This window comes from Flagellimonas ochracea, assembly GCF_009903685.1.
Classification (GTDB): Bacteria; Bacteroidota; Bacteroidia; order Flavobacteriales; family Flavobacteriaceae; genus Flagellimonas; species Flagellimonas ochracea.
Genome location: NZ_JAAABI010000002.1, coordinates 566,287 through 590,244, shown reverse-complemented (window position 1 = coordinate 590,244; position 23,958 = coordinate 566,287). Strand labels below are relative to the sequence as shown.

Sequence of the window (23,958 nt, the reverse complement as noted above, 5' to 3'; positions counted from 1 at the left end):
TACTTTTAGAAGCTTATTGCCAAATTGAGAAAATAGGTTCTTCCATAGCCATACCAATATTTTGGTCCAAAGGATGGTGATCCGCTTAAATTATCCTCCTTAAGTTGTCCAAAATTCCCGTTTCGACTTTGTTCGTATCCTCCTGTCCTAAAAACTGAATCAAACAGGTTATTGATGCTGGCAAAAACACTGATATACTTTTTACCCATTAACCAAGACTTGCCTCCTATTACATTCAACAAGTAGATGTCGTCCAGCTTTCTTTGCTGTAATAGCTTCGCTATATTTTCATCTGTTGCATCGGGAAAACGTTCTCCAGTATCAGGATTAAGAAGAAAACTTGAGGTTCTACTGATTGTTGAAATGCTTAGATAATTGTTGGTAAGGTGGTTGGCGGTTGCCCCGATCCACCAATACTTGGGATCTCGATATTCCACACCAAGAGCGAAGGCGGTTTGCGGTCCTTGTGCCAATTTTAGGTCTTTTATTTTGGCAATGCCCAAATCAATACTGCCGCCTGGGTCAATAAGCTCTTCTTCGGCACCTGCGGTATCAAAATTTATCTGTACGGATGGGTCACTGGCGAAGACGTAATGTCCAAGGTTCCCTACAGTAGATAATTTCACATTGGAGGAAATTTCATATACCAAACCAAGCTCAACACCTTTATGCAGTCGGTCCAATCCGGTAATTACTTCTTGAACAAAGTCTGAACCAAAACCCGAGTCCACAAAAAAGAAGTTGATGTCTGTGGTATTTTGGAACCTTGTATAAAAAGCACTTATGCGGCCTGTGACATCGGGCCACCTAAAATGATAGCTCAAATCTATGGTAGAAATAGTCTCACTTTGAATGTCTGGAACAATTTCATTGTTTTCTCTTGGATTGATAAATGTGTTTTGAAGCGTCGGAGAACGGTCAATTTTGGCGGTGTTTACGGTAAGCCAATGCCGTCCATTAAGAAAATAGGTTGCTCCTCCTTTAAATGCCAAATTGGAAAATGAGACTTCCTCGCTTTTACCTGATGAATTTTTTAAAAACCTTTCGTTTAAGAACAATCCCTTTCGCTGCGATCTAAAATTAGAAAGCGCTGCAGAAAGAAAGCCACTCCATTTTTTGTTGTCATAACTTATCTTTCCAAAGAATTCTATTTGTTGGGCACCTAAATCGTAATTGTAGTTGAACTTTTCCCCTTCTATTTTCTCCAAACTTCCATCAACATCGTTCCGTGTGTTGGAAAAAGCATCTATATCTTGATGAAAACTTGCCCCCAATAAGTCGTAAATTATTGCATAGTTTGCTGAGGACAGTTTCCTGAAGTTTCCTCCCAAGCCCACATTCAACCCATCCGTAAAGCTATACTCCAAATTGGTCGCTGCCATAACCGTATTGTTATCAACAACGTCATCATAAAGAACGTATGCAGCTGGTCCAGCCTTATTGTCATTCGCTAGATACAATTGATTCCACTTGATTTGCGGATTTTCCAAAAAGGCTTCTCGGGCAAAAGCCGCATTGATGAAACTGGCCCCAATAGAGCTATTAATGGAATAACTCGGTAAATACCGGTAATAGGTGGGGTCTGGGTTTGGGGCTTTATAATATTCCAGGCGACTTCTTTGGTTTGTTCCAAATTGGTAGGCCAATCCCGTGGACCAATTCAACTTTTCGTTTTCAAAGGTATAGTTCAACAGAAACAAGGGCTCAAAAATAACGCGTTCCCTTGTGTTTCTAATCTTCCCATCTTGCTCTCCCCAATATGGATTATAACGATTCCCTTTAAGTTCAAAAACTTCTTGGGTCATAGCTGCGGAACGTCCTCTCCGGTTGCGTGCCATAATTGCCGTAAAGGCTATACTGTTTCTTGGATTAGGTCTAAATTCCAGTGAGCCAAAAGCGGAATAGGCATCGTACAAAGTCCCTTCCACATAGCCTTCTTCGGCCCATCGCCTAGAGGCGGAAATCGTGTAGGCCAAACCATTTTTTGAAAGTCCAGAACTATATGTCCCCATTAATCTTCCCCGATATGTTCGATTGGAAATGGAACCGGAAAGTCTTGTTCCCGGTCGCATGCTTGATGGTCTTGTGTTGATGTTTGTATTGCCGAGAATACCCCCAAAAGTATATGGGTTTGGGGATAAACCATGGGTATACTCTTGATTACGAACTACATCATTCAGGCCTCCCCAGTTGTTCCATTGGGGCCTGCCATCAAAGAACTTGTTCATTGGAATTCCATTCATTAGTACCATCCCATTTCGGGAATCGTACCCCCGTACCTTAAAAAAAGCTTGTCCGAAATCAAAAGCCGCCCGATTCAGGAATACATCGCGAGTGGATTGCAACAGACCCATGGCCCCGGCCAGCGCATCTTCATTTTCCAACAGGTCACCATCTGTCAACGTAATTAAATTGTCTGTCTTTTCCCTAGTGATATCCCTTTCTAGAAAGACTTGCCCCAGATCTATGGATTCCCCATTTAAATGAAGGGTGAAACGTTTCGGAAGAAATTCAAGAGCTTCAAATTTTAATATGTGTTCGCCCGTTTCAGTTGTATACACCTGAAAAATTCCTTTGGCATCGGTTAAAAAATCTTGCTGAAAGCCTTCAATGGAAATGATGGCGTTTTGAAGGGGCAAGTTGGTCCCATTCTCCTGTACTTGCCCAGAAATGACCGTTGTTTGTTGACCATAGCTCACAGTGCAACAAAAAACAGCCACGAACATAACTGTTCTCATAGCTAATCAGTAGGTTAATTAAACTAAATCCGGGGTTATATCTTTTCAGAAACGTGCGAAAAGCAAACAATATTACTTATTTTAGGCACAAAATCAAAATAATATGCGATTATTAATATGCCTACTCGTATTAATATCGACCTCACTAAGCGGACAAAAGTCCAAAACCTACACATTAAGAACCATCGCTTTTTACAATGTTGAAAATCTCTTCGATACTGAGAACGATTCCTTGACTTTTGATGATGATCGAACTCCTGATGGTAGTTATCATTGGAACCAAGACCGATATCGACAAAAGGTGGAGAACATCTCACATGTTCTTTCCCAAATTGGAAAACAAATCTTGGGAACTTCTCCTGATATTATCGGATTATGTGAAGTTGAAAACAGGATTGTAGTGCAAGACCTGATTCAACATCCCAACTTGATCAACAAGGATTACGGTTTTATCCATTTTGATTCTCCCGATGAACGGGGCATTGATGTTGCCCTACTCTACAAAAGGGCTTCTTACATCCCTACATCATTCAAAAGTCATCGTTTGCTGTTGTTCGATGAATTGGGTAATAGGGAGTACACCCGAGATCAATTGGTCGTCGGAGGTACCATGGATCATGAGGAAGTTTATTTTATAGTGAATCATTGGCCTTCCCGAAGAGGAGGAGCTTCAAAAAGCCAACCCAATAGAATTCGGGCTGCTTTGTTGAACAAACGTATTATTGATTCGATACAAAAACTGAACTGGAACGCCAAAATCATAGCCATGGGGGACCTTAATGATGACCCCAGGGATGATAGTTTAAAAAAAATATTGAAGACCAAAGGCAAAATAAGTGGCTTGGATAGCATCAGCCTATTCAATCCCATGGAAAAAATGTATAAAAAGGGTATGGGTTCGTTAGCCTATAGGGATAAATGGAACCTGTTCGACCAAATTTTCATGTCCGCTAACTTAATTACCCAAGAGAAGTCCCAACTCTCTTTTTGGAAGGCAGGCATTTATGCCCCAGATTTTCTGCGCACACCAAAAGGAAGGTTTAAAGGATATCCTCTTAGAACGTACGCCGGGGGCAGCTATGCTGGTGGGTATAGCGATCACTTTCCTGTGTATATGCATTTAATAAAAGAAGCCAAGGACTGAATTCGGTCCTGGCTTCTTTCATTTCTACAGAAGCGGTTGTCCTAGAACTGATAGCGTATCCCGAGCCCAAGGTCAAAATCGAACCCATCGCCATAACCGTCATCGCCCAGTCCAAATTCGGGCCGCACATCCAACGATAACAGCAAGGGTATCTTGAAGTTGTATTCGATACCAAGGTTTCCTGCAAGAAGTGCAAACGAATTGGAGCCTCCATTATCAAAATCCACACTGCCAATACCAGCACCGGCACCCACATACCAATGGAACGAGCGATCCAAGGGCATGACCCACTGAAATAGGCCGACAAGCTTAAAGGCGTCGTATACATCCTTTTCCCCTCGAAATCCTAAATCAAACTCCAATCGGTTATTGTCCAAAATGGCCCTTTGGTAGCTGATTTCCGCTCCAAGGGAATCGAAACCATCATCATCCCCAATCCGAACTCCCAATGCATTCTTGGATATACGCTGGGCTTCGCATTGGAAGCTAAATGCCAGGCCAATGCACAAAAGTGAAATAAGTGTTTTCATAAAAGTGATTATTTTAGCTGATTGTCCTTCAAAAAATACAAAAAATAACAATTAAACTCAAGGAATGCTGCTAATGCTGGAGCCGACCCACTGCGCAACCAAAAACTACTTCTGATATCTTACAACAAAAGATTATGAATAAATTTAGCTGCTATATGGTCTTTCTTTTGGTTCTTGTCTCTTGTGACGATGATAATCCCTGCGACGGTGTTACGGTAGATGTACTAACTCAATTCCTTTACGTAGAAATTCTGGATGTCAATGGTAACAACTTGATTCAAAACGGAACGTATTCGTTGGATGAAGTTTTTACCGAACGCAATGGTAATCGATTTCCAGCGGTTATTTATACCGGAGAAGCTTCATTTATCGACCCCAGCTTGCAGTACAAAATTGAAATTGGGGTTGTTGGAGACGCCAGTAGCAATAACATTTGGACCGTTGATCTGAGCGATGACGAAACTGATACACTTCGAATGGACCTCAGTATACTCAGCCAAGGGTGTAGTGGCACGTTCTACCAAATCAATGAAATTGAATACAACAACGAAATCTTACCCGTGCAGAACTTGGATGAGAATCGCTTTCAAGTTCAAGTAATAAAATAAGCCCTTTTTTAATTAAGCCACTGTCCCCAGGGAATGCGGCTCAAAATCAGGAGTAGGCCCAAACCATAAAAAATGGAAATGGTCTTGAATTTTTTATCGCTTTCCATGAATCTCTTGTGTCGAGACCATCCGATGGTTATCAATGCCAGTGCAACAATATTGGTAAAGGGGTGCTCCACGGCCAAAAGTCGGGCTGGAGCGTTAAGCCCACCCATGCCAAGGGTTTGTATAGCCTTAAGGCCATTGGAGGAAATAAAAAACAAAAGTATCCCTATCAGCAGTTGAATGTGGCTTAATATTAATGCAAATAGGCTGATGCGGAGGTCTTTGTGCATGGTAAAGTCCCTTTTACCCAACCAACCTGAAATTGCATTAAAAACGGCAAAAATCAATACGGCGAGCACTACATAGGCCATATAGGAGTGCAGATTTTTGATAACTTCCATAGGTAACGTGTTTAAAGCCTAAAAGTAGTGATTTTAGAGACAAAAAAACCCGCCGATTGGCGGGTTTTTAGAATTGTATAATTGTATTGTTTGCTTAGAAATTATATTTCAAAGAAACGTTGTAGGTGATGCCGTTTGTATTGAAGAAACCAAAACGATCGGATTGTTGTACTCTAATTTCATCAAAAACGTTGAATACATTTCCTCTCAAGGTCAATCGGCTATCACCGAAGGTAAAGTCATAGGTCATACCCAAATCGGTCAAAGAATATGAATCAATATATCCTACGTTTTCAGTTTGAACGGAATTACCGTCACTAAACCACAGTCTGTCAAAGAAGTTTAAGTTTCCATCAAATGAAAGGTCATCCAATACAAAATACTTGGCACTCAAACCTGCAGTAAATTGGGGAGCAAATGGAACTTTTACGCCATCTCTGACTGTTCCTTCTGAGCTTGAAACCAATTCTCCTGTTTCATCATTAAATACAGCTACATTGGAACTGCCATTGAACTCCCAGCTACCTGCTGAAAGGTATCCGTAAATTCTAAATTTCCCTGGTACATTATATTCCATATCGAACTCGGCACCTCTGTGGATTTGATTCACACCCCGATCAAAAATGTTCAACTCGATGTCATCAGAATCATCATCAGGTGTACCGTTATCATCAATGTCAGTTGCCGTCAACACCCTGTTGTCCCAGTTGGTGTAGTAAAAGTTGAAATTGGCCCTGAAATTATTCTTACGATATTGATATCCAAATTCGATTCCTGTGATATCCTCGTTATCCACTTCTGGATTGTCAAAAATTTCATTGGAGTTTCTGATATCCACAAAAATATTGTCCAAGAATGGTTGTCTGGAGTAGTAACCTACATTGGCAAATATTTTATGCTCTGGTGCCATGTCAAACGCAACACCTGATTTTACATTGTAGCCAAACTTGGAAAGCTTATCTGATTTTCCTAACCCATTATTACCTTCAAATCTTCCATTTCTTTGGTACGATTGATTGGAGATAGCTCCTTGGAAGAATGCGCTGAATCTGTCATCTGCATACTCAATTTGGGAGAAAAGCCCCTGATAGTTTATATCCTCGGAGTAATCGTAATCGATACGTTGATCTTCATCGGCAAAGTTGAACAAGGCCGCCCACGGATTCGGGTCGAAAGTTTCGGTTACGTCGGCACCATCAGGACGATCACCGGTCCAAGCAGTTAGTCCGTACAAATCGGATACTTGACGCCAGTGATCTCCAGTGTAAAGACGAATATCGGTACCTACACTAAAGTTCAAGGTTTCACTGAGTTCTGTATTCAAGTTGGAAACCAATCCATACCACTGGTGATTGTTTACAGATGATCTCCGAATATATACGTCGTCGCCAGAGCCACCAGTTCCCGCAGCTGTATTTTGAGCTGTAATCGCAGCGTAATCTATTTGTCCGATTAAAGGGCCATCACCATCAGGGTCTGCTGTTCTGATTCTTCCACGGCCTCTTGGACCAGTTCCTCCTCCACGGCCCCAAGAAGCGTATGCTACGGTGGCCAACTCTGTTTTGTCTGACAAGGTCCAGTCCCAGTTGAAGTTGAAAACTGGCTTATGGTAGTAATTTGTTCTTTCAGACTCCAGTTCTCCATCGTTGAATCCCCAATGTTGGTTGAATCTTGGGTCAGCCGCGATGGTTTCTCTGCTTTGTGACCAACGCTGACCGTGTTGCTGGGGAGCTCCTGTCAACAACACGTTGAACGCGTGAGTATCATTTGGCTTGTATCCTACAGCAAAGAAATATGTTTGGCCGCTACCAAAAGTTCCAGAAGCCCATTTTCTATGCGCTTGCCAGTGATCCAATAATACGGAGTAAGACCATCCTTTTTCATTGATTCCAGAATCGTAGGAAACAGTTCCTTTGAAATAACTGTCGTTGGCTCCCATGAAACGGGCAAAACCGCCTTGTTCTCTCTCAGCAGATTTCATTACCAAGTTAATGGTTCCCCCCACGGAAGAGATGGCAAGACGGGACGAACCCAATCCCCGCTGAACCTGAACTCCATTAGCAACATCGGCTATACCTTGCCAGTTGGACCAGAATATTCTTCCATCTTCCATACCATTTACGGGCTGACCGTTCAACAACACAGCTACGTTCGTTTGGTCAAAACCTCTCAAAAACAGTTGTGAATCACCAAATCCTGTTTGACCAGAAACGAATGCTGAAGGGGTTGTTTTTATTATTTCTGGAACTTCAACGTTTCCGACAGCTTGTTCCTGAATAATGGACTTCGAAATTGTGGAGACCGCTACAGGTGTCCTTCTTTTTTCAGCCAAGTCAATAAGACCTGAGCCAATTACCACAACTCCCTCAAGTTGTTGGGCATCAGGGTCAAGTGAAATGTTGCCCACACTTCCCAATGAAGTGAAGGAAACCGTCTTGGTCACGTATCCAATGTATGAAACGACCAATGTGCCCGAACTTCCAGAGACATCTAGGGAGAAATTCCCATCAAAATCTGTGGAAGCACCTATTTGTGTGCCCTGAAGCACCACGCTGGCCCCGGGTAGCGGGCTTCCTAATTCGCCATCCACTACGGTACCAGAAACAGTTCCTTGTGAAAATGCCATTGCAGAGACAAAAATCGCTACAAAAGCCAAGTAGATTCTTCTCATTTTAACAGTGTTTAATTGTTTTGAATTGCTCGGCAAAAATCTTGCTTTTTACCTTTTCAAATGTTAAATTAAAGTTAAAAAATAAGAAAAATTTAACAACTGTTTACTTTCAAATAGCTGATAAGCAGTTATTTAGAAATAGTCTAATTTTACTAAAACTTAGCCTGTTTCTTAAAAAATTGTAAAAGGCTTAGAGTAGAACTGTCATGATCGCCAATATTGGAATCTTCTATATCCAAAAGTATATTTTTGGCAAGCTGCTTGCCTAGTTCTACACCCCATTGATCGTAACTGAAGATATTCCAAATTACCCCCTGAACAAAGATTTTGTGTTCATATAACGCTATTAATGCTCCCAGGCTTTTAGGGGTAAGTTTTTCTATCAAAAGCGTATTGGTCGGTTTGTTGCCCTCAAAAATCTTAAAGGGCAAGAGGGATCGTAGTTCTTCCTCTGAAAGTTGTTGGTTTTCAAGTTCCTTTTTTACTTCTTCCGCGGTTTTTCCATTCATTAAAGCCTCGGTTTGGGCAAAAAAGTTGGCCATAAGTTTATTATGGTGATCCATATTACCGTACAATGACTTTTTAAAACCAATAAAATCGGTCGGGATGAGCTTGGTTCCCTGATGAATCAATTGAAAGAAGGCATGTTGTGAATTCGTCCCAGGTTCTCCCCAAACAATAGTTCCCGTTTGATGCTGTACTCGATTCCCACCGCGATCCATACTTTTTCCATTGCTCTCCATCATTCCCTGTTGTAGATATGCTGGAAAACGGTGTAAATATTGGGTATATGGTATGAGGGCTTCTGTCTCCGCACCATAAAAATTATTGTACCAGACACTGAGCAAAGCCATGATAACCGGCATGTTCTCCAAAAAAGGTGTTTCTTTGAAATGTGAATCCATTTCGTTCGCCCCCAACAATAAATCCTCAAAATTTTCATATCCCACGGATAGCGCAATCGAAAGACCAACAGCGCTCCAAAGGGAAAAACGACCTCCTACCCAATCCCACATTGGGAAAACATTTTCTTGGGCAATACCGAATTTTTCAATTTTTTCTTCATTCGTGGAAACTGCCACAAAATGGTCGGCAACATCTTTTTTCAAAGCTTTTTTCAAAAACCATTTTTTAATGGTCATTGCATTGCTAAGGGTTTCTTGCGTGGTGAAAGATTTGGAGACGATAACAAACAGCGTAGTTTCTGGGTCAAGTTCTTTCAGCACCTCGTTCACATGGTCGCCATCCACATTGCTTACGAAGTGTGTTCGCAAATGGTTCTTATAAAACTTTAGTGCTTCAGTGACCATGACCGGGCCCAAATCTGAACCTCCAATACCAATATTGACCACATCGGTGAAAGCTTTTCCCGTATATCCTTTTCTATCTCCAGAAATTATAGCTTCTGAAAAATGTTTTATTTTTTTCCGGACCGCATATACTTCTTCAACAATATTTTTTCCTTCGAGAAAGATTTCATCGTCTTTTTTAGCCCTGAGCGCTGTATGGAGTACGGCTCTCCCCTCGGTTTTGTTGATCAACTCACCTTTAAAGTAGCCTACTCTTGCTTCTTCCAGTCCTACTTGCTCCGCCAGCTCTCCCAGCAAGGACAATGTTTTTTTTGTGATTCTATTCTTTGAATAGTCCAACAAAAAATCATTCCATAACAATGAAAATGAAGTTCCCCTATCAAGATCTGCATTGAATTGTTCTCTTAAATGATTTTCTTTGGTTTCTTGGTAGTGTTGTGTTAGTTCTTTCCAGGCGGGCGTCGATGTTGGGTTGATCTTGGGAAATGCCATTTTAGGGATTAAGGGTTACTAGGTTCTCTTCGGGTTCAAAAACGGGTTCAGTATACTCTATGCAATCCAATTGTTCCTTTAATGGGGAAATGTAGTCCATATATTGTGCCCGTAAGGAATCTACAATGGGTTCGGCGGCAGGTAATTTTTCACGAAGCGGATCAACTTGCCTTCCGTTTTTCCAAAATCTATAGCAAACATGGGGGCCTCCAGTATTGCCCGTCATACCAACCCATCCTATCACATCGCCTTGGCGTACAAATTCACCTCGCTTTACCTTCTGTTTTTTCATGTGTAGGTATTGGGTACTATAGGTGCCGTTGTGCCTGATCTTGACATATCTTCCGTTTCCACCCCTTCTTGTGGATTCGGTTACGGTACCATCAGCAGTGGCAATAATCGGAGTGCCGACCGGTGCTGCGTAATCCGTTCCCTTATGGGGCCTTACTCTGTATCCGTAATAGGCTATCTTTCGTTTAAGATTGTACCTGGATGATAGTCTATACCCAAATTTAATTGGGGCTCTTAGAAATGTACTCCGCAGGTTGTTGGCGTCCTGATCAAAGTAATCCAAAATGTTTTTAAGGGAATCCGTCACGTAAGGAAACGCATAAATTGGTCTTCCTTTATGCTCAAAAATTGCAGCTTTTATTGGCCCGTGACCCGCATAAATAGTGTCGTTAATGAATCTCTCATCATAAATTATCTTGAAACGATCACCTTTTTCCAATCGGAAGAAGTCAATGGTCCAGGCATAAATTTCGGAAAGGTCTATGGTGATGTTAAAGTCCACTCCCAAGTTGTCCAAGGTTTCGGAAAGGTTATTATTGATAATGCCTCCTACCTCGCGTTCCACGTACTTTACCTTACGTTTGCTCTTGTAGGCCACCACGCTGTCTCGAAGGTCGACCACGGTAAAATTGACCTTGTCGTTTTCGTAGATGAATATTTCCGCAACCTCTGAAGTGTCCTTGGATTTTAAAATGGTGTAGGGTTTACCCACTCTTATTTTCCGTACATCAAAAGTATCCTTGTACTGTTCAGAAATTGTGGCAATCTTAGGATACTCTACGTTGTTCTTGAGCATCAATTCTCCGAAACTGTCTCCCCAGCGAACAGTATCTTGAACCACTTTGAATTCTTCCACATTGAATCCGAAGCGCGTAACCGGCACTCTTTCAATCGGTTCAACCTGAACCAATTCTTGTACCTCCACTTCTTTATCTTGTTTGCACGATACCAGAGTTGCCAGTACCACAATTGCCCCAATAAATTTTCGCATTCCTAGTTATTCCTTTTTTGTGGGATTAAAAATATGCTCTACCCATTGTTTTCCCCAACTATCAAGCTCGTTTTCAGAGTACAAAGTTGGGAAAAATATTATTTTCTGAAAACTTGGTGGCAAATACTCTTTCCAATTTGTGCCCCCAGTTGCCTCTACATCCTTTTTATCACTGGCCAAATAGCGGTAGGCAGAACCCAAATGCATTAAGGGCCAGTTTACGTTGGCATTGATATCCAAATCTTTTAACGCTTGAATCAGTTCTTTATTTTCTCTTGATTTTTCGGGCAATTGAAGGAACTTGTGATAGATTGTACTGTTCTTTACCTGATTGGCTATTCTCAAAAGCCTTGGTGTATAGCGTATTTCAAATTGTTTTAGCGTCAGGGTTTTTTCACCGGTTTTTAAATCAGTGGCCCCTTTTTTCCAATATATGTATTCGTAGAGCTCTTCAATATCGTTTTCTGCACTCAAGCTATCCCTTTCTGTATGGTGTGCCAAATTCTCCAACGGCGTGGCATAAAGCTCTATCATTCTATATTGGACAGATTGAAATCCACTAGCTGGCAACAACGCCATACGATAACGGAGAAACTGCTCCCGCTGCATGCCCTTGATCATAATGCTGAAAGAGGAAATAAGCGCTTTAAAGTAATTGTTGATTCTACTTGCCTTTTCAATAAAAAATTCTACATCTTGGGAACGGTCCTCCACAATTTGCTTCTGCTCGTGCAGGATCAATTTGAAATAGAGCTCGGTAATCTGGTGGTACATAATGAAGATTTCTTCATCCGGAAAGTAGGTACGTGGCACTTGAATGCTCAACAGAGTATCTAAATGTATGTAATGCCAGTAGGTAAGGTAACGTTGATAAAGGAGCCCATCGAGATAAGAGCTGAGGTCCTGACCCGAGTTTTTGTATTTTTCCTCAAGCTTGTTGATTTGGGACGCAATGCGCTCATCGTTCTTCATTGAGTTTTATCTCATTATTATTTTAAATTGGTTCCTAAGACCATTAAAGGCGTCCAAGTCAGCTTTTATTGAGCCCACAGCCAAATCTGCCTTAATGCGTACCGGTATTTTGTTGAGATCATTGGAAACCCAGAGGGTTAGACTTTCTTGTTCCTTGAATACACGACCCGATTGAACCAGGGGCCTAAATTTAAGACATTCTACTTTTCCAAACTTGGTCCTGATGATTTCTTTGCCCAAAAATTTCAATTTGAACTGAAAAACCCCATCATCATCAAACAACATATCAATATTTATGGATTGGCCCTTTTCAAAATTATCCAAATTGTAGTTGCTTCTCATATAATAAGAGGCCGATAAAAGGTCTTGCACCTGATCATGTACCTCAAAGTCCATTTTCTTGTTGTTCTTCTTGTCTTTTAAAATGGCCTTGCCGTTGTTGTAATCAAAGTCTATTTCAATGTCCTTGGTATAACCACCTTCGTCTATTTTTCTGATAAAACGGTATGGTTTTCCGTCATGCTTTCCAAAATAGCTTTCGTACGTGTCGTCTACCTTGAAAAAAATGCTGGCAAACCCGGTGGTTTTTCCTTTGCCAACAACATGGTATACTGGTATGTCGTCCAAGGTTTTTGAGCTAAGGTGCAGGGTTGCATAACTGGCATTGAGAAACCCGTAGTGTATCCTAAACTTCAGCCACTCTCCCGATTTGAATGCCGGATGAAATTTTTGGGCGCTCATGGAAGTGGTCAACAGTAAACTGAAAATGACAATAGCCTTTTTCATAAGTGGTAAAATTGGTATAAAGTTACTAAATCAAAAAACTGAGGCTGATAGTTTACACTTACTTAAACAAAACTTGTTCCAAAATATTATACACAAAAAAAGCCCAGTCTAAAAACTGGGCTTTTCCTAAATAACCAACCAAACTTTAAATTATGAAAAACCAATACTTAAAGTTATAAGGGAACCACCCCTTATGTGATGTAAAGATAAACCATGGTTTTGTAGGAAAATAAGTTTTTAACGGACTTTAACTATACTTTCATGGTATTCTTAATTTTTAGACAATAATTAACATAGTTGGGGTTTAGATTTAGAACCAATACCCTACACTAAAGAAGAAATTGCTGTTGTCAGTTTCGGGTGACCAAGAATAGTATATCTGTATAGGTCCCAAAAACGACTCAAATCCATATCCAATGCCATAACCCGAAAAATTTGGTTCGCTGAACCATTCCCCTGTCCTGAACAAATCATCATCCACATTGGCAAAATTGGCGGTGAACAGCGCATGGTTTTTGGGTGCGAAGTTATAGTCCAACCTCCCGTAGGCCTTTACGTAGCTATTCCCAGTAAGGCTCAAAAAATCATACCCGAAAAAAGGCATAAAATTGTTGACAAAGTCGTTTCCAAAACCTCCTAATATAAAATCAAAGGAAGTTACATCAGAAGTGCCAAATTTAACCCCTCCCTCAGTCTCTAAGTTCAGTATAATTTTATTAAATAAGGGAAACGCTGTTCCCATGCGGGCCTTACCCACAGAGAACTCCTTGAAGTTGTCGTTGAAATCGGAAGAGAACAGATACAGATGCAGATCGCTATCAAACAAAACCCCTTTTGTGGGAAAATACTTGTCGTCATAGGTATCCAAAGTGATCTTTCCAAAGGTGCTGAAGTAATTGGAATTTTCAAAGAAGGTTCTTCCTTCATCAGATGCCAGGGAAGTTTCCAAAATATCCTCGCCGGTCTGGTTCAGGGTCCGTGTACTGTAACGCAGCAGTTTATGTTCCGCTCCCAAGGTAAATGCAAATTCCTCACGTAGCACGGTTTGGAGGTAAATCTGGTTGGTCAGATCAGTTACGTCCAGATTGATTTCCCTTATATTGGGGTCATCCGGTACTGTAAAGTTAGAGCGTATAAGCCCATAGTCTATTTCTTCATCAAAGTTGGTTAGACTGGAATTAACGCCAAAACTCCAATAGTATCCTTTATCCAAATAGTACTGCATATTATACCTGATATGGTCTCCCAAAATAAAATCAAAGGATGCCACATCATCCTTTAGCAAAAAATTCTTTTTTGTAAGGTTGATGAGTGCGGAACTCTTATAGAGATCATCGTAATGGGCGGCTACCTTTAAGAACATCTTGGTCGGATTCTCTTTTAATTTAAGAATCAGGTCTGTTCCCAATCCATTGGAGACCAATTCATATCTAATTGCTTTAAAGTTCCCGGTTGCGGCCAAATTGTTCATACCCTGTTTCAATTTCTCAAAGGATATTTTTTCAGCTAGATTAAATCGCAATTTACCCTTGATATAGCCCCTGGTGTACTGATCATTACCTCTTACAACCAATCTGTTTATTGTCAAACTGTCCTGTGGTACAATCCTGGTTTTCTGATGCGTTTGGATATTTTGACTTTGGGCCACCGTTTCCAATTTTTCTTTCATAAGACGGGCTGCTTCCTCTCCTTTGGATATGATTTCCGGGCCACGATCAAAATCAATTACCGAAAATTCATCAATGTCCGGCCGTATGTAAATAGTCGTTTCTTCAGCCTTTTTCTTCATGTCGTTGACCGTCCTATAATTATTGATCTGCAGCAGAATCTCAGTGGCTGAAGACAAGGATTCCCTAGTGGACAGGTCGTGCTGAACGTCTACTCCGATCATAATATCAGCTCCCATGTTTCGTATTTCGTCTATGGGATAATTATTGACGACACCACCATCGATTAAGATTTTGCCATCTATTTCAGAAGGCTCGAACAAGGACGGAAATGTACCACTGGCCATAATGGCCTCCGGTAAATATCCGCCATCCAACAATACCTCCTCGCCCGTTTCAACATTGGTTGCAATACACAAAAAGGGAATTGGCAGTTTCTTGAAGTCTTGGACGTCCTTCACATGAAAAAGCAATCGGACCAACTCATTGTAAATGTTCTGTCCTCCTGAAATAGCTTGTGGAAACGATACATTGAAATTAGTGAAGGGCAACGAAAGTGCATACCTCTCGGAATCTTCCTTTTCATAAAACGTTTTAGCGCCCCTTGGAACATTGTCCTGAATCATGCCGGCAAAATCCGTCACTTTAAAAATTGAATCCAATTCTTGGGCGGAATAGCCTGATGCATATAGAGCACCTACTATGGCTCCCATGCTGGTTCCACCAATAAAATCAACTTTTACTCCCGACTCTTCGATTACTTTAAGTGCGCCAATATGAGCCAGGCCCTTGGCTCCACCCCCGCTTAAAACCACGCCTACCTTCGGTTTTTCTTCAGCATTGGCTTGTGCCCATCCAAAAGCATAGGAGCACAAAACTATTATCAAGGCCAGTATTTTTCTCATTTCAATAGTGTCAATGAAATCTTTCATAAATTTTTTTGGCCTTTGCCATTCCAATAGATTCGGCAAGATGCTCAATGGTTGCTTCTTTTACACGTTTTACGGACTTAAAATTTTTTAGTAGCTGTTCCACCGTTTTCTCGCCAATGCCTTCAATATTTTCTAGTTCCGAGTTAATGGCCCCCTTGCTTCTTTTTTTCCTGTGGTGATTGATTCCAAATCGATGCGCTTCATTCCGTAACTGTTGTATAACCTTTAAGGTCTCAGACCGTTTGTCCAGATACAATGGTATCGAATCTCCGGGGAAATAAATCTCCTCTAACCGTTTGGCGATGCCTATAATGGCAATCTTTCCTCTTAGGTCCAGGGCATTTAGGCTTTTCAAGGCAGAAGACAATTGTCCCTTGCCCCCATCGATTACAACAAGTTGTGGCAAAGGCTCCCCCTCTTTCAACAGCCGATTGTATCTCCTGTAAACTACTTCTTCCATACTGGCAAAGTCATCTGGACCTTCCACCGTTTTAATATTGAAATGTCTATAATCCTTTTTGGAGGGTTTTCCGCTCTTAAAAACCACACAGGCCGCCACGGGGTTGGTTCCTTGAATGTTGGAATTGTCAAAGCACTCAATATGCGTGGGTTCTTCAGAAAGTCGCAAATCCGCCTTCATCTGGGCCATGAGCCTTTTAGTATGCCGATCCGGATCAGTAATTCTTATTTGCTTCAAACGATCCTGTCTATAAAAACGGGCGTTGCGCTCAGAGAGCTCCAAAAGCCTTCGCTTATCTCCTAACTTGGGAAGTGTAACCTTTAGGGTATCTTCCACCATCACGGGAAATTGCAAGTATATTTCTTTGGATTGGGACTTAAACCGCTGTCGTATCTCTGTTATGGCCAAGGCCAACAACTCCTCGTCGGTTTCATCCAATTTTTTCCTTATTTCCAAGGTATGTGACCTTACGATTGATCCGTGCGATAATTGCAAGAAGTTGATATAGGCATGTGTTTCATCCGAAATGATGGTAAAAACATCAACATTATCAATTTTTGGATTGACCACTGTTGATTTGGCCTGATAATTCTCCAAAATATCAATTTTGTTCTTGATACGCTGCGCCTTTTCGAACTTCATGGTAGCAGCAAATTCCTTCATCTGGGTTTTGAAAGATTGGAGGGAATTTTTAAAATTCCCCTTGATGATCTGTCGTATATCCTCAACTTGCCCATGATATTCTGCTTCGCTCTGCAGGCCCTCGCAAGGACCCAAACAATTTCCCAAATGATATTCCAGACAAACCTTATACTTCCCAGATGCTATTTTTTCCTCGGAAAGATCGTAGTTGCACGTTCGCAATGGGTACAGACTTTTTACAAGCTCCAAGAGCGTCCTAACAGTTTTCATGCTGGTATAAGGCCCAAAATACTCTGACCCATCATTGATTAATTTGCGCGTCGGGAACACTCGGGGAAAACGTTCATTCTTTATACAGATCCATGGATAGGATTTATCATCCTTAAGCATCACATTATAACGTGGCTGCAACTTCTTGATTAAATTGTTCTCCAAAAGCAACGCATCCGACTCAGTAGGAACTACAATATGCTTTATGGAACGTATTTTTTTTACCAGGACCCTGGTTTTTCCATACTCCTGCTTTTTGTTGAAGTAAGACGATACCCTTTTTTTGAGGTTTTTTGCTTTTCCAACATAAAGAATATCACCATCAACATCATAAAACTGGTACACCCCAGGGCCGGATGGCAATGCACTTATTTGAACCTGTATTGGAGATTTTTCCGACATATAACAAGACGTTCCTAACAAAGGTAACCTTAAATTCAAAGTGTCTTGTCTTCAAGTTGATGGATTTGACGTTTACGTTTGTGGTTGGCTGTTTATACTTTAAGAATAAACCATAGGTTTAATTTGGAAAGTGGTGTTGTAACCAACCACGTGTTCAAAAGTGTTCAAACAATAAGAAAAAATGTTAAACTGTTACTAAAAATGATGTATTTCACCGATAAAAAACGCATTTCGTAGTAAACTTTTCGATTCTTTTACTTAGATTTAACCATGTAAATACGATTCTATGGAAAACTATGTTATCGTTTTGGGAATGTATTTGATTTTGATGTTGTTTTTCAAAATCTTTTTCTCTGTATCGACCAGGGAGTAAATACGCCTTTTCCGAAACACACCCCAAACATTTCTACGATTTATGTTGAAGCATGAACTTAGGAAAAAGTATTTGAGGCTGAGAAAGGAGTTTAGTAATTCCTACATTTCAAATGCAAGTCTTACAATAGCAAATCATGCACTCAAAATCCCAATTTGGGATTTTTTTTATTTCCATATTTTTTTGAGCATAGAAGAAAACAAAGAGGTGGATACGCTTCCTTTGATAACCCTCTTGCAAGGCAGGGACAAAAATGTAGTTGTACCCAAAGTTGATGGTCCCCATTCCATGGTGAACTTTTTATTGACAGATAACACGGTGCTCAAAAAAAATAACTGGAATATTCCAGAGCCAATGGATGGTATTCCAGTTCCTGAAAACAAAATTGATGTGGTTTTTGTTCCTCTACTGGCCGTAGATGGTAACGGACATCGTGTTGGATACGGTAAGGGATATTACGATACTTTTTTGGGGAAATGTAGAAAAAATGTAGTGAAAGTAGGGCTTTCTCTTTTTGAGCCCATGAATGATTCCATTTCTGACACACATGAAAATGATGTGGCACTTGACTACTGCATAACTCCCGATATGGTTCACCAATTCTAGGAGGCTTCTTCTTCCTTCTTTGGAAACGCTTTTTTGTTGAAGACAATCAATATGCCCACCCCAGTACTGATGGCCGTATCAGCTATATTGAAAACCGGCTCGAAAAATCGAAAGCTTTTCCCACCCAACGAAGGCACCCAATCTGGCCAAGTGGTATCGATCAAAGGAAAATATAGCATGTCTACCACCTTGCCATAAAACAGCTTACCATATGGCTCTTTGGAAAATAGGGTGGCCACCTGTCCATTGCTTTCATCGAATAAAGTCCCATAAAAAACCGAGTCAATAATATTTCCCAACGCTCCAGCAAATATTAGCGAAACAGCCAGGATCAAGGTTCTTGAGGATTGTTTTTTAATAATGTCCCATAGCCAATAAGCAATCCCAAAAACAGCAAAAATCCGAAAAACCGTCAACACCAACTTTCCAGCTGACTCAGAAATGGGTAAAATGTCGCTAAGCTTTGTCCCCCAGGCGGCACCTTCATTTTCTATAAATAGTATTTTGAACCAGCTAAAGACTTCATGGGATTCTCCCAACACAAAATTTGTCTTGATATAAATTTTACTGATTTGGTCAATCACCAATACCAATATGATAATCAACAAGGACTTCTTTAAATTCATGCTTTTAAAAAGATTGCGCAAAAGTAGGGATATTATTTTGTTTTCTTAAGGTGGATATTCCCTTCAACAGTGTTCAATATGTATCGGTAATCCCCAGTGGGTATGAACTCTTCATGTATTTCTCCATAAAGGCTTTTGGCAGTGACATCCCCTTTGGGGATATTTAAAAATATATCCGCTTTTTGTGTAGTTACAACTACATGCTCTATGACGTCTTGCAATACACACCTCCCATCGGCTATTTTTATTTCCAATTTTCTAAAATTCCCTGAAACTTTCGTATTGCTGTTTGTACCATAGATATGGACCTCCTTGTACTCGGGGAGTGTTACTTGCAGGGCAATTGAGATTACCTTGTGCGCGCTAAGTTTATCATTGGGGTTGATGAAATTGGGTTGAAAACCAGCATCAACAAAAACTGTATTGCCACTTTCTGTGAGGCCTACCAGTAGATCTTTGGTATATTCTCCTTCAATATTGGCCAAAACCTGTATCTCGTCCCCTTGGTGCGTATTTACCTCGATTTGATAACAGAAATGGGCGTTAATATGAATGGATTCTATATGAGGGCCTATCAGGCCTTTCTCCACTAGCTTTTGACCATTTAAACTGCCCAACAGGAAAAACCCCAATAGGAAAAACAGAGCTCTCATAAACAAAAAACGCCCTAAGGCGTTTTGTTATTTCTGCATGTTTTTGGCTTCAATGCTCAGCGTGGCATGGGGCACCAACTTCAACCTTTCCTTGTTGATTAGCTTTCCGGTGACACGGCATATTCCATATGTTTTGTTCTCAATGCGCAATAGGGCATTTTTTAAATCCCTGATGAATTTCTCCTGGCGTATGGCCAATTGCGTATTGGCTTCTTTGCTCATGGTCTCGGAACCTTCTTCAAACGCTTTAAAGGTTGGCGAAGTGTCATCCGTACCGTTATTGCCATCGTTCATATAGGAACTTTTTAACAAGTCCAGGTGGCTCTTTGCCTTTTCAATTTTTTCTTCAATCAATTTTCTGAACTCTGCAAGTTCTTTATCCGAGTATCTTACTTTTAATTCATTTGCCATTTTCTAGTGCTTTTGGATAAACAATTTTGTATTCACGTCATCAAAGGCAATTGCTATGCCCTCTTCTAATTTTTCCTCAAAGTTGAGTTCTGCTGTCAGTGTTTCGGTTTTAATATAGTCTTCGTTACTGGAAACCGCACTTTCCACCAAACCATCTTTCAAGATTTTAATATCTATTTTATCGGTTACTTCAAAACCTGATTCTTTCCTAATGTTCTGAATCCTATTTACCAATTCCCTGGCTATTCCTTCTTTTTTTAAGTTATCGTCAATGGTGACGTCCAAAGCGACTGTCAAAGGACCGGAACTTGCCACCAACCAACCTTCAATATCTTGGGAACTGATCTCTACATCGGTTAACTCTAAAGTAAGGTTTTTATTTTCCAATTGCAGCAATAATTCGCCCTCCTTTTCAATTTTTTGGATGTCTTCCTGCCCTAATTGGGCAACAGCGCCTGCAATGGCTTTCATATCTTTGCCATGTTTTGGCCCTAAAACCTTAAAGTTAGGTTTTATTTGTTTTACCAAAATGCCAGAGGCATCATCAAGAAGTTCGATCTCTTTCACATTGACCTCCGACTTTATCAAACCGGATACGGCCTCGATGTCCTCCCTTTGGTTATGGTCCAAAATAGGAATCATAATCTTCTGCAAAGGCTGACGCACTTTAATTTTTTCTTTCTGACGGATGGACAGCACCAGAGATGCTATTCTTTGAGCCAATTGCATCTTGCGTTCTAGCTTTTTGTTGACCATCTTTTCATCAAACGCCGGGAACTTGGCTAAATGCACACTTTCAAAACCTTCTTTTTGCGTGTTGGAGTCCAAATCTTTATAGAGCTGATCCATAAAGAACGGTGCTATGGGTGCAGAGAGTTTGGCAACCGTCACCAAACAGGTATACAAGGTTTGGTAGGCCGATATTTTATCTTGTTGATAGTCTCCTTTCCAGAACCGTCTTCTACTTAACCGAACATACCAATTGCTCAGGTTTTCCTGCACAAAATCCGAAATCATCCTAGCTGCTTTGGTGGCTTCATAATCTGCATAGGCCTCATCCACATGCTGGATCAGGGTATATAATTCGGACAAAATCCATTGGTCGATTTCAGGTCTGTCCTTTAATGGCACCTCATCCTCGCTATATGTGAACTCGTCTATGTTGGCATAAAGCGCCATAAAGGAATAGGTGTTGTAAAGCGTCCCAAAGAACTTTCTTTTTACCTCGACAATCCCATCAACATCAAACTTCAGGTTGTCCCAAGGATTGGCATTGGATATCATATACCATCTCGTGGCATCGGCCCCATGTTCGGGCAGTACCTTGAAAGGATCTACGGCGTTGCCCAACCGTTTGGACATTTTCTTGCCCTCCTTGTCCAGCACTAGTCCATTTGAAACCACATTTTTATAGGATACCGTATCAAACACCATGGTGGCTATGGCGTGCAGTGTATAGAACCATCCTCTTGTTTGGTCCACCCCTTCGGCAATAAAATTGGCTGGGAAAGCGATGCCCTCGTCAATCAATTCCCTATTTTCAAAAGGATAATGCCATTGGGCATAGGGCATGGACCCACTATCGAACCAAACATCAATAAGATCCGTCTCGCGCTTCATGGGTTGTCCCGAGGGTGACACTAAAGTTATTTGGTCAACAATGTTCTTGTGCAAATCGATTTTGTCATAGTTGGCCTCGCTCATATCGCCAACCACAAAATCGGAAAAAATATCTTGTTCCAACACTCCGGCTTCCATCGCTTTCGCCATTGCATTTTTCAACTCTTCAACCGAACCGATAATCATTTCCTCTTTGCCATCATCAGTGCGCCAAATGGGAAGTGGGATTCCCCAATATCTTGACCTGGAAAGGTTCCAATCGTTTGCGTTTGACAACCAGTTTCCAAAACGTCCTTCTCCCGTGGCTTTGGGCTTCCAGTTGATGGTTTGGTTCAGCTCAAACATCCGATCCTTTACATCAGTCACTTTAATGAACCATGAATCCAAGGGATAATACAAAATGGGTTTGTCAGTACGCCAGCAATTGGGATAGCTGTGTACGTATTTTTCAACCTTAAAGGCCTTGTTCTCTATTTTCAGTTTGATGGCTATCTCAACATCAACCGACTTTTCGGGTGCTTGTCCTTCTTCGTAATACTCGTTTTTGACATACTTCCCCCCAAACTCCCCCATTTCTGGTCTAAAACGGCCCTGTAAATCCACCAAAGGCACGGGATTATCGTTTTCGTCCAAAACAAGCATCGGGGGAACCTCAGGTATTGCCTGTTTCGCCACAAGAGCATCGTCCGCACCAAAGGTGGGGGCCGTATGTACAATTCCTGTTCCATCTTCCGTAGTCACGAAATCCCCGGAAATGACCCTAAATGCATTTTCAGGGTTTTGATAGGGTTGCACATAGTCTATCAACTGCTCGTATCGGATTCCGATCAAATCCTTCCCAAAAAAAGATTCACCTACTAGATAGGGAATTTTTTTATCTCCTTCTTCAAAAGCATTCAATTCAGCTTCGGTTTCTACCGCAATAAACTTACCGGCGAATTGTTTTCCGACCAAATTCTTTGCCAGAACTACCGAAATCGGTTCAAAAGTATATTGATTAAAAGTCCTAACCAGAACGTATTTAATTTTTGGGCCTACTGTCAGTGCCGTATTGGAAGGAAGTGTCCACGGAGTGGTCGTCCATGCCAAAAAGTAAATATGTCCTTCAACAGCCTTCAAAAAATCGGGGAGGGTCTGTGTTTTTGCTTTAAATTGAGCAGTAACCGTGGTATCCGTCACATCTTGGTAGGTCCCGGGTTGGTTCAGTTCATGGGAACTCAATCCAGTACCTGCCTTGGGCGAATAAGGTTGAATGGTATAGCCCTTATACAGCAGTCCTTTATCGTAAATTTGCTTAAGCAACCACCAAACCGATTCCATGTATTTGGGTTTGTAGGTGATGTAAGGGTCGTCCATATCCACCCAGTAACCAACTTTTTCGGTCATTTCGTTCCAGACATCCGTATACCGCATCACTGCTTTTTTGCAGGCCGCATTATACTCCTCTACCGATATTTTTTTGCCGATATCCTCTTTGGTAATTCCAAGTTCTTTTTCAACGCCTATTTCAATGGGCAATCCATGGGTGTCCCAGCCTGCTTTTCGTTTAACCTGATAGCCCTTCATGGTCTTGTACCTAGGAAAGATATCTTTGATGGTTCGGGCCATCACATGGTGAATTCCAGGCATCCCATTTGCAGATGGCGGACCCTCATAAAACACATAGCTCTCCCCACCCTCTCGAAAGGAAACGCTTTTTTCAAAAATCCCGTGGTCTTTCCAAAATTTCAGTATATCCTCTGAAACCTTGGGCAAATCCAATCCTTTATACTCCGCAAACTTCATATTTACTAGTGTTGCTTCTAGAATTCCAAGTCTGCAAAATTATAAATTTAACGGGAATTATACCCGATTAAATCAGGTATTTGATTTTTGGTAAATGCCTTAACTTAAATACAATACGAACCCCATTCTCAATTGTCTAAATTTCACTATCTTTTCAGCCATTAACACTAAACCATGTTAGATATGAAAAAAGTTTTGATTGCCTTTATGGCTCTATCGTTGTCCTTCTCGGTAATGACATCTTGCAAGGATGCTGCCGACAAGGCCAAAGATGCGACTGAAGAGGCGGGAGATGCCCTTGATGAAGCAGGGGAAAGCATAAATGAAGCGGCCAATGATGCTGTTGATGCCGTAAAACAAGCTGGAGAAGATGCCCAAGAAATGGGTGAGCAGGCTCTTGACAGTATCAAGAAAGCCGGTGAAAATGCAATGGACAAGGCTGAAGAAATGGGTGAAGATGCCAAGGAAGCTGCGAAAAAGGCCATTGATAGCCTTTAGTTTCACCTATTGCATACCACTAAAACCATTTTAT

At 41.1% G+C, this 23,958-nt stretch carries 18 protein-coding genes; 4 read left to right on the top strand and 14 right to left on the bottom strand.

What is annotated here, in order from left to right:
• Positions 1-5 precede the first annotated feature (5 nt).
• Complete coding sequence (locus tag GTQ34_RS08280; protein WP_166523300.1) at positions 6-2,738, bottom strand: TonB-dependent receptor; 2,733 nt, start codon at positions 2,736-2,738, stop codon at positions 6-8.
• Between the two features lie 103 nt (positions 2,739-2,841).
• On the opposite strand from GTQ34_RS08280, the gene GTQ34_RS08275 reads away from it, so the two are divergent.
• Positions 2,842-3,882, top strand: coding sequence for an endonuclease/exonuclease/phosphatase family protein (locus GTQ34_RS08275; RefSeq protein WP_166523299.1), 1,041 nt, complete (start codon positions 2,842-2,844; stop codon positions 3,880-3,882).
• Between the two features lie 41 nt (positions 3,883-3,923).
• Here GTQ34_RS08275 and GTQ34_RS08270 read toward each other — a convergent pair whose 3' ends face one another.
• Entirely contained in the window at positions 3,924-4,412 is a 489-nt protein-coding gene (locus GTQ34_RS08270; RefSeq protein ID WP_166523298.1) for a hypothetical protein, read from the bottom strand.
• A 134-nt stretch (positions 4,413-4,546) separates the two neighbouring features.
• Here GTQ34_RS08270 and GTQ34_RS08265 point away from each other — a divergent pair, with 134 nt between their 5' ends.
• Positions 4,547-5,020: a hypothetical protein gene (locus GTQ34_RS08265; protein WP_166523297.1), complete on the top strand. Its 474-nt coding sequence runs from the start codon at positions 4,547-4,549 to the stop codon at positions 5,018-5,020.
• An 8-nt stretch (positions 5,021-5,028) separates the two neighbouring features.
• On the opposite strand, the gene GTQ34_RS08260 is transcribed toward GTQ34_RS08265, so the two are convergent.
• The 8 genes from GTQ34_RS08260 to uvrC all read right to left on the bottom strand — a co-directional run bounded on the left by GTQ34_RS08260 (position 5,029) and on the right by uvrC (position 17,352).
• The gene (locus tag GTQ34_RS08260; RefSeq protein ID WP_166523296.1) at positions 5,029-5,466 is read right to left on the bottom strand and encodes a hypothetical protein; all 438 of its coding nucleotides are present in this window, start codon (positions 5,464-5,466) and stop codon (positions 5,029-5,031) included.
• A gap of 94 nt (positions 5,467-5,560) precedes the next feature.
• On the bottom strand, positions 5,561-8,137 hold the full coding sequence (locus tag GTQ34_RS08255; protein ID WP_166523295.1) for a TonB-dependent receptor: 2,577 nt from the start codon (positions 8,135-8,137) through the stop codon (positions 5,561-5,563).
• Positions 8,138-8,289: 152 nt separating this feature from the next.
• Positions 8,290-9,939: a glucose-6-phosphate isomerase gene (gene pgi, locus GTQ34_RS08250; protein ID WP_166523294.1), complete on the bottom strand. Its 1,650-nt coding sequence runs from the start codon at positions 9,937-9,939 to the stop codon at positions 8,290-8,292.
• A gap of 1 nt (position 9,940) precedes the next feature.
• Positions 9,941-11,221, bottom strand: coding sequence for a peptidoglycan DD-metalloendopeptidase family protein (locus GTQ34_RS08245; protein ID WP_166523293.1), 1,281 nt, complete (start codon positions 11,219-11,221; stop codon positions 9,941-9,943).
• A 6-nt stretch (positions 11,222-11,227) separates the two neighbouring features.
• On the bottom strand, positions 11,228-12,193 hold the full coding sequence (locus GTQ34_RS08240; RefSeq protein WP_166523292.1) for a tryptophan 2,3-dioxygenase family protein: 966 nt from the start codon (positions 12,191-12,193) through the stop codon (positions 11,228-11,230).
• Between the two features lie 6 nt (positions 12,194-12,199).
• Complete coding sequence (locus GTQ34_RS08235) at positions 12,200-12,979, bottom strand: DUF3108 domain-containing protein (protein ID WP_166523291.1); 780 nt, start codon at positions 12,977-12,979, stop codon at positions 12,200-12,202.
• Positions 12,980-13,289: 310 nt separating this feature from the next.
• Positions 13,290-15,551, bottom strand: a complete 2,262-nt coding sequence (locus GTQ34_RS08230) for a patatin-like phospholipase family protein (RefSeq protein WP_166523664.1) — start codon at positions 15,549-15,551, stop codon at positions 13,290-13,292.
• 10 nt (positions 15,552-15,561) lie between these two features.
• The gene (gene uvrC, locus GTQ34_RS08225) at positions 15,562-17,352 is read right to left on the bottom strand and encodes an excinuclease ABC subunit UvrC (RefSeq protein ID WP_166523290.1); all 1,791 of its coding nucleotides are present in this window, start codon (positions 17,350-17,352) and stop codon (positions 15,562-15,564) included.
• A gap of 415 nt (positions 17,353-17,767) precedes the next feature.
• Between uvrC and GTQ34_RS08220 the strand changes: the two genes are divergently transcribed.
• On the top strand, positions 17,768-18,331 hold the full coding sequence (locus GTQ34_RS08220; RefSeq protein WP_166523289.1) for a 5-formyltetrahydrofolate cyclo-ligase: 564 nt from the start codon (positions 17,768-17,770) through the stop codon (positions 18,329-18,331).
• Here the strand turns inward: GTQ34_RS08220 and GTQ34_RS08215 are convergent.
• From GTQ34_RS08215 to ileS, 4 genes are read right to left on the bottom strand one after another with little or no spacing between them, the layout of a single operon-like run.
• Entirely contained in the window at positions 18,328-18,957 is a 630-nt protein-coding gene (locus GTQ34_RS08215; RefSeq protein WP_166523288.1) for a lipoprotein signal peptidase, read from the bottom strand. The two genes, GTQ34_RS08220 and GTQ34_RS08215, sit on opposite strands and share 4 nt — an antisense overlap.
• A gap of 32 nt (positions 18,958-18,989) precedes the next feature.
• Complete coding sequence (locus GTQ34_RS08210; RefSeq protein WP_166523287.1) at positions 18,990-19,610, bottom strand: hypothetical protein; 621 nt, start codon at positions 19,608-19,610, stop codon at positions 18,990-18,992.
• Positions 19,611-19,637: 27 nt separating this feature from the next.
• On the bottom strand, positions 19,638-20,021 hold the full coding sequence (locus GTQ34_RS08205; RefSeq protein ID WP_166523286.1) for a TraR/DksA family transcriptional regulator: 384 nt from the start codon (positions 20,019-20,021) through the stop codon (positions 19,638-19,640).
• Positions 20,022-20,024: 3 nt separating this feature from the next.
• Entirely contained in the window at positions 20,025-23,426 is a 3,402-nt protein-coding gene (ileS, locus tag GTQ34_RS08200; protein WP_166523285.1) for an isoleucine--tRNA ligase, read from the bottom strand.
• 183 nt (positions 23,427-23,609) lie between these two features.
• Between ileS and GTQ34_RS08195 the strand changes: the two genes are divergently transcribed.
• Positions 23,610-23,924: a DUF4175 domain-containing protein gene (locus GTQ34_RS08195; RefSeq protein ID WP_166523284.1), complete on the top strand. Its 315-nt coding sequence runs from the start codon at positions 23,610-23,612 to the stop codon at positions 23,922-23,924.
• Positions 23,925-23,958: the final 34 nt, after the last annotated feature.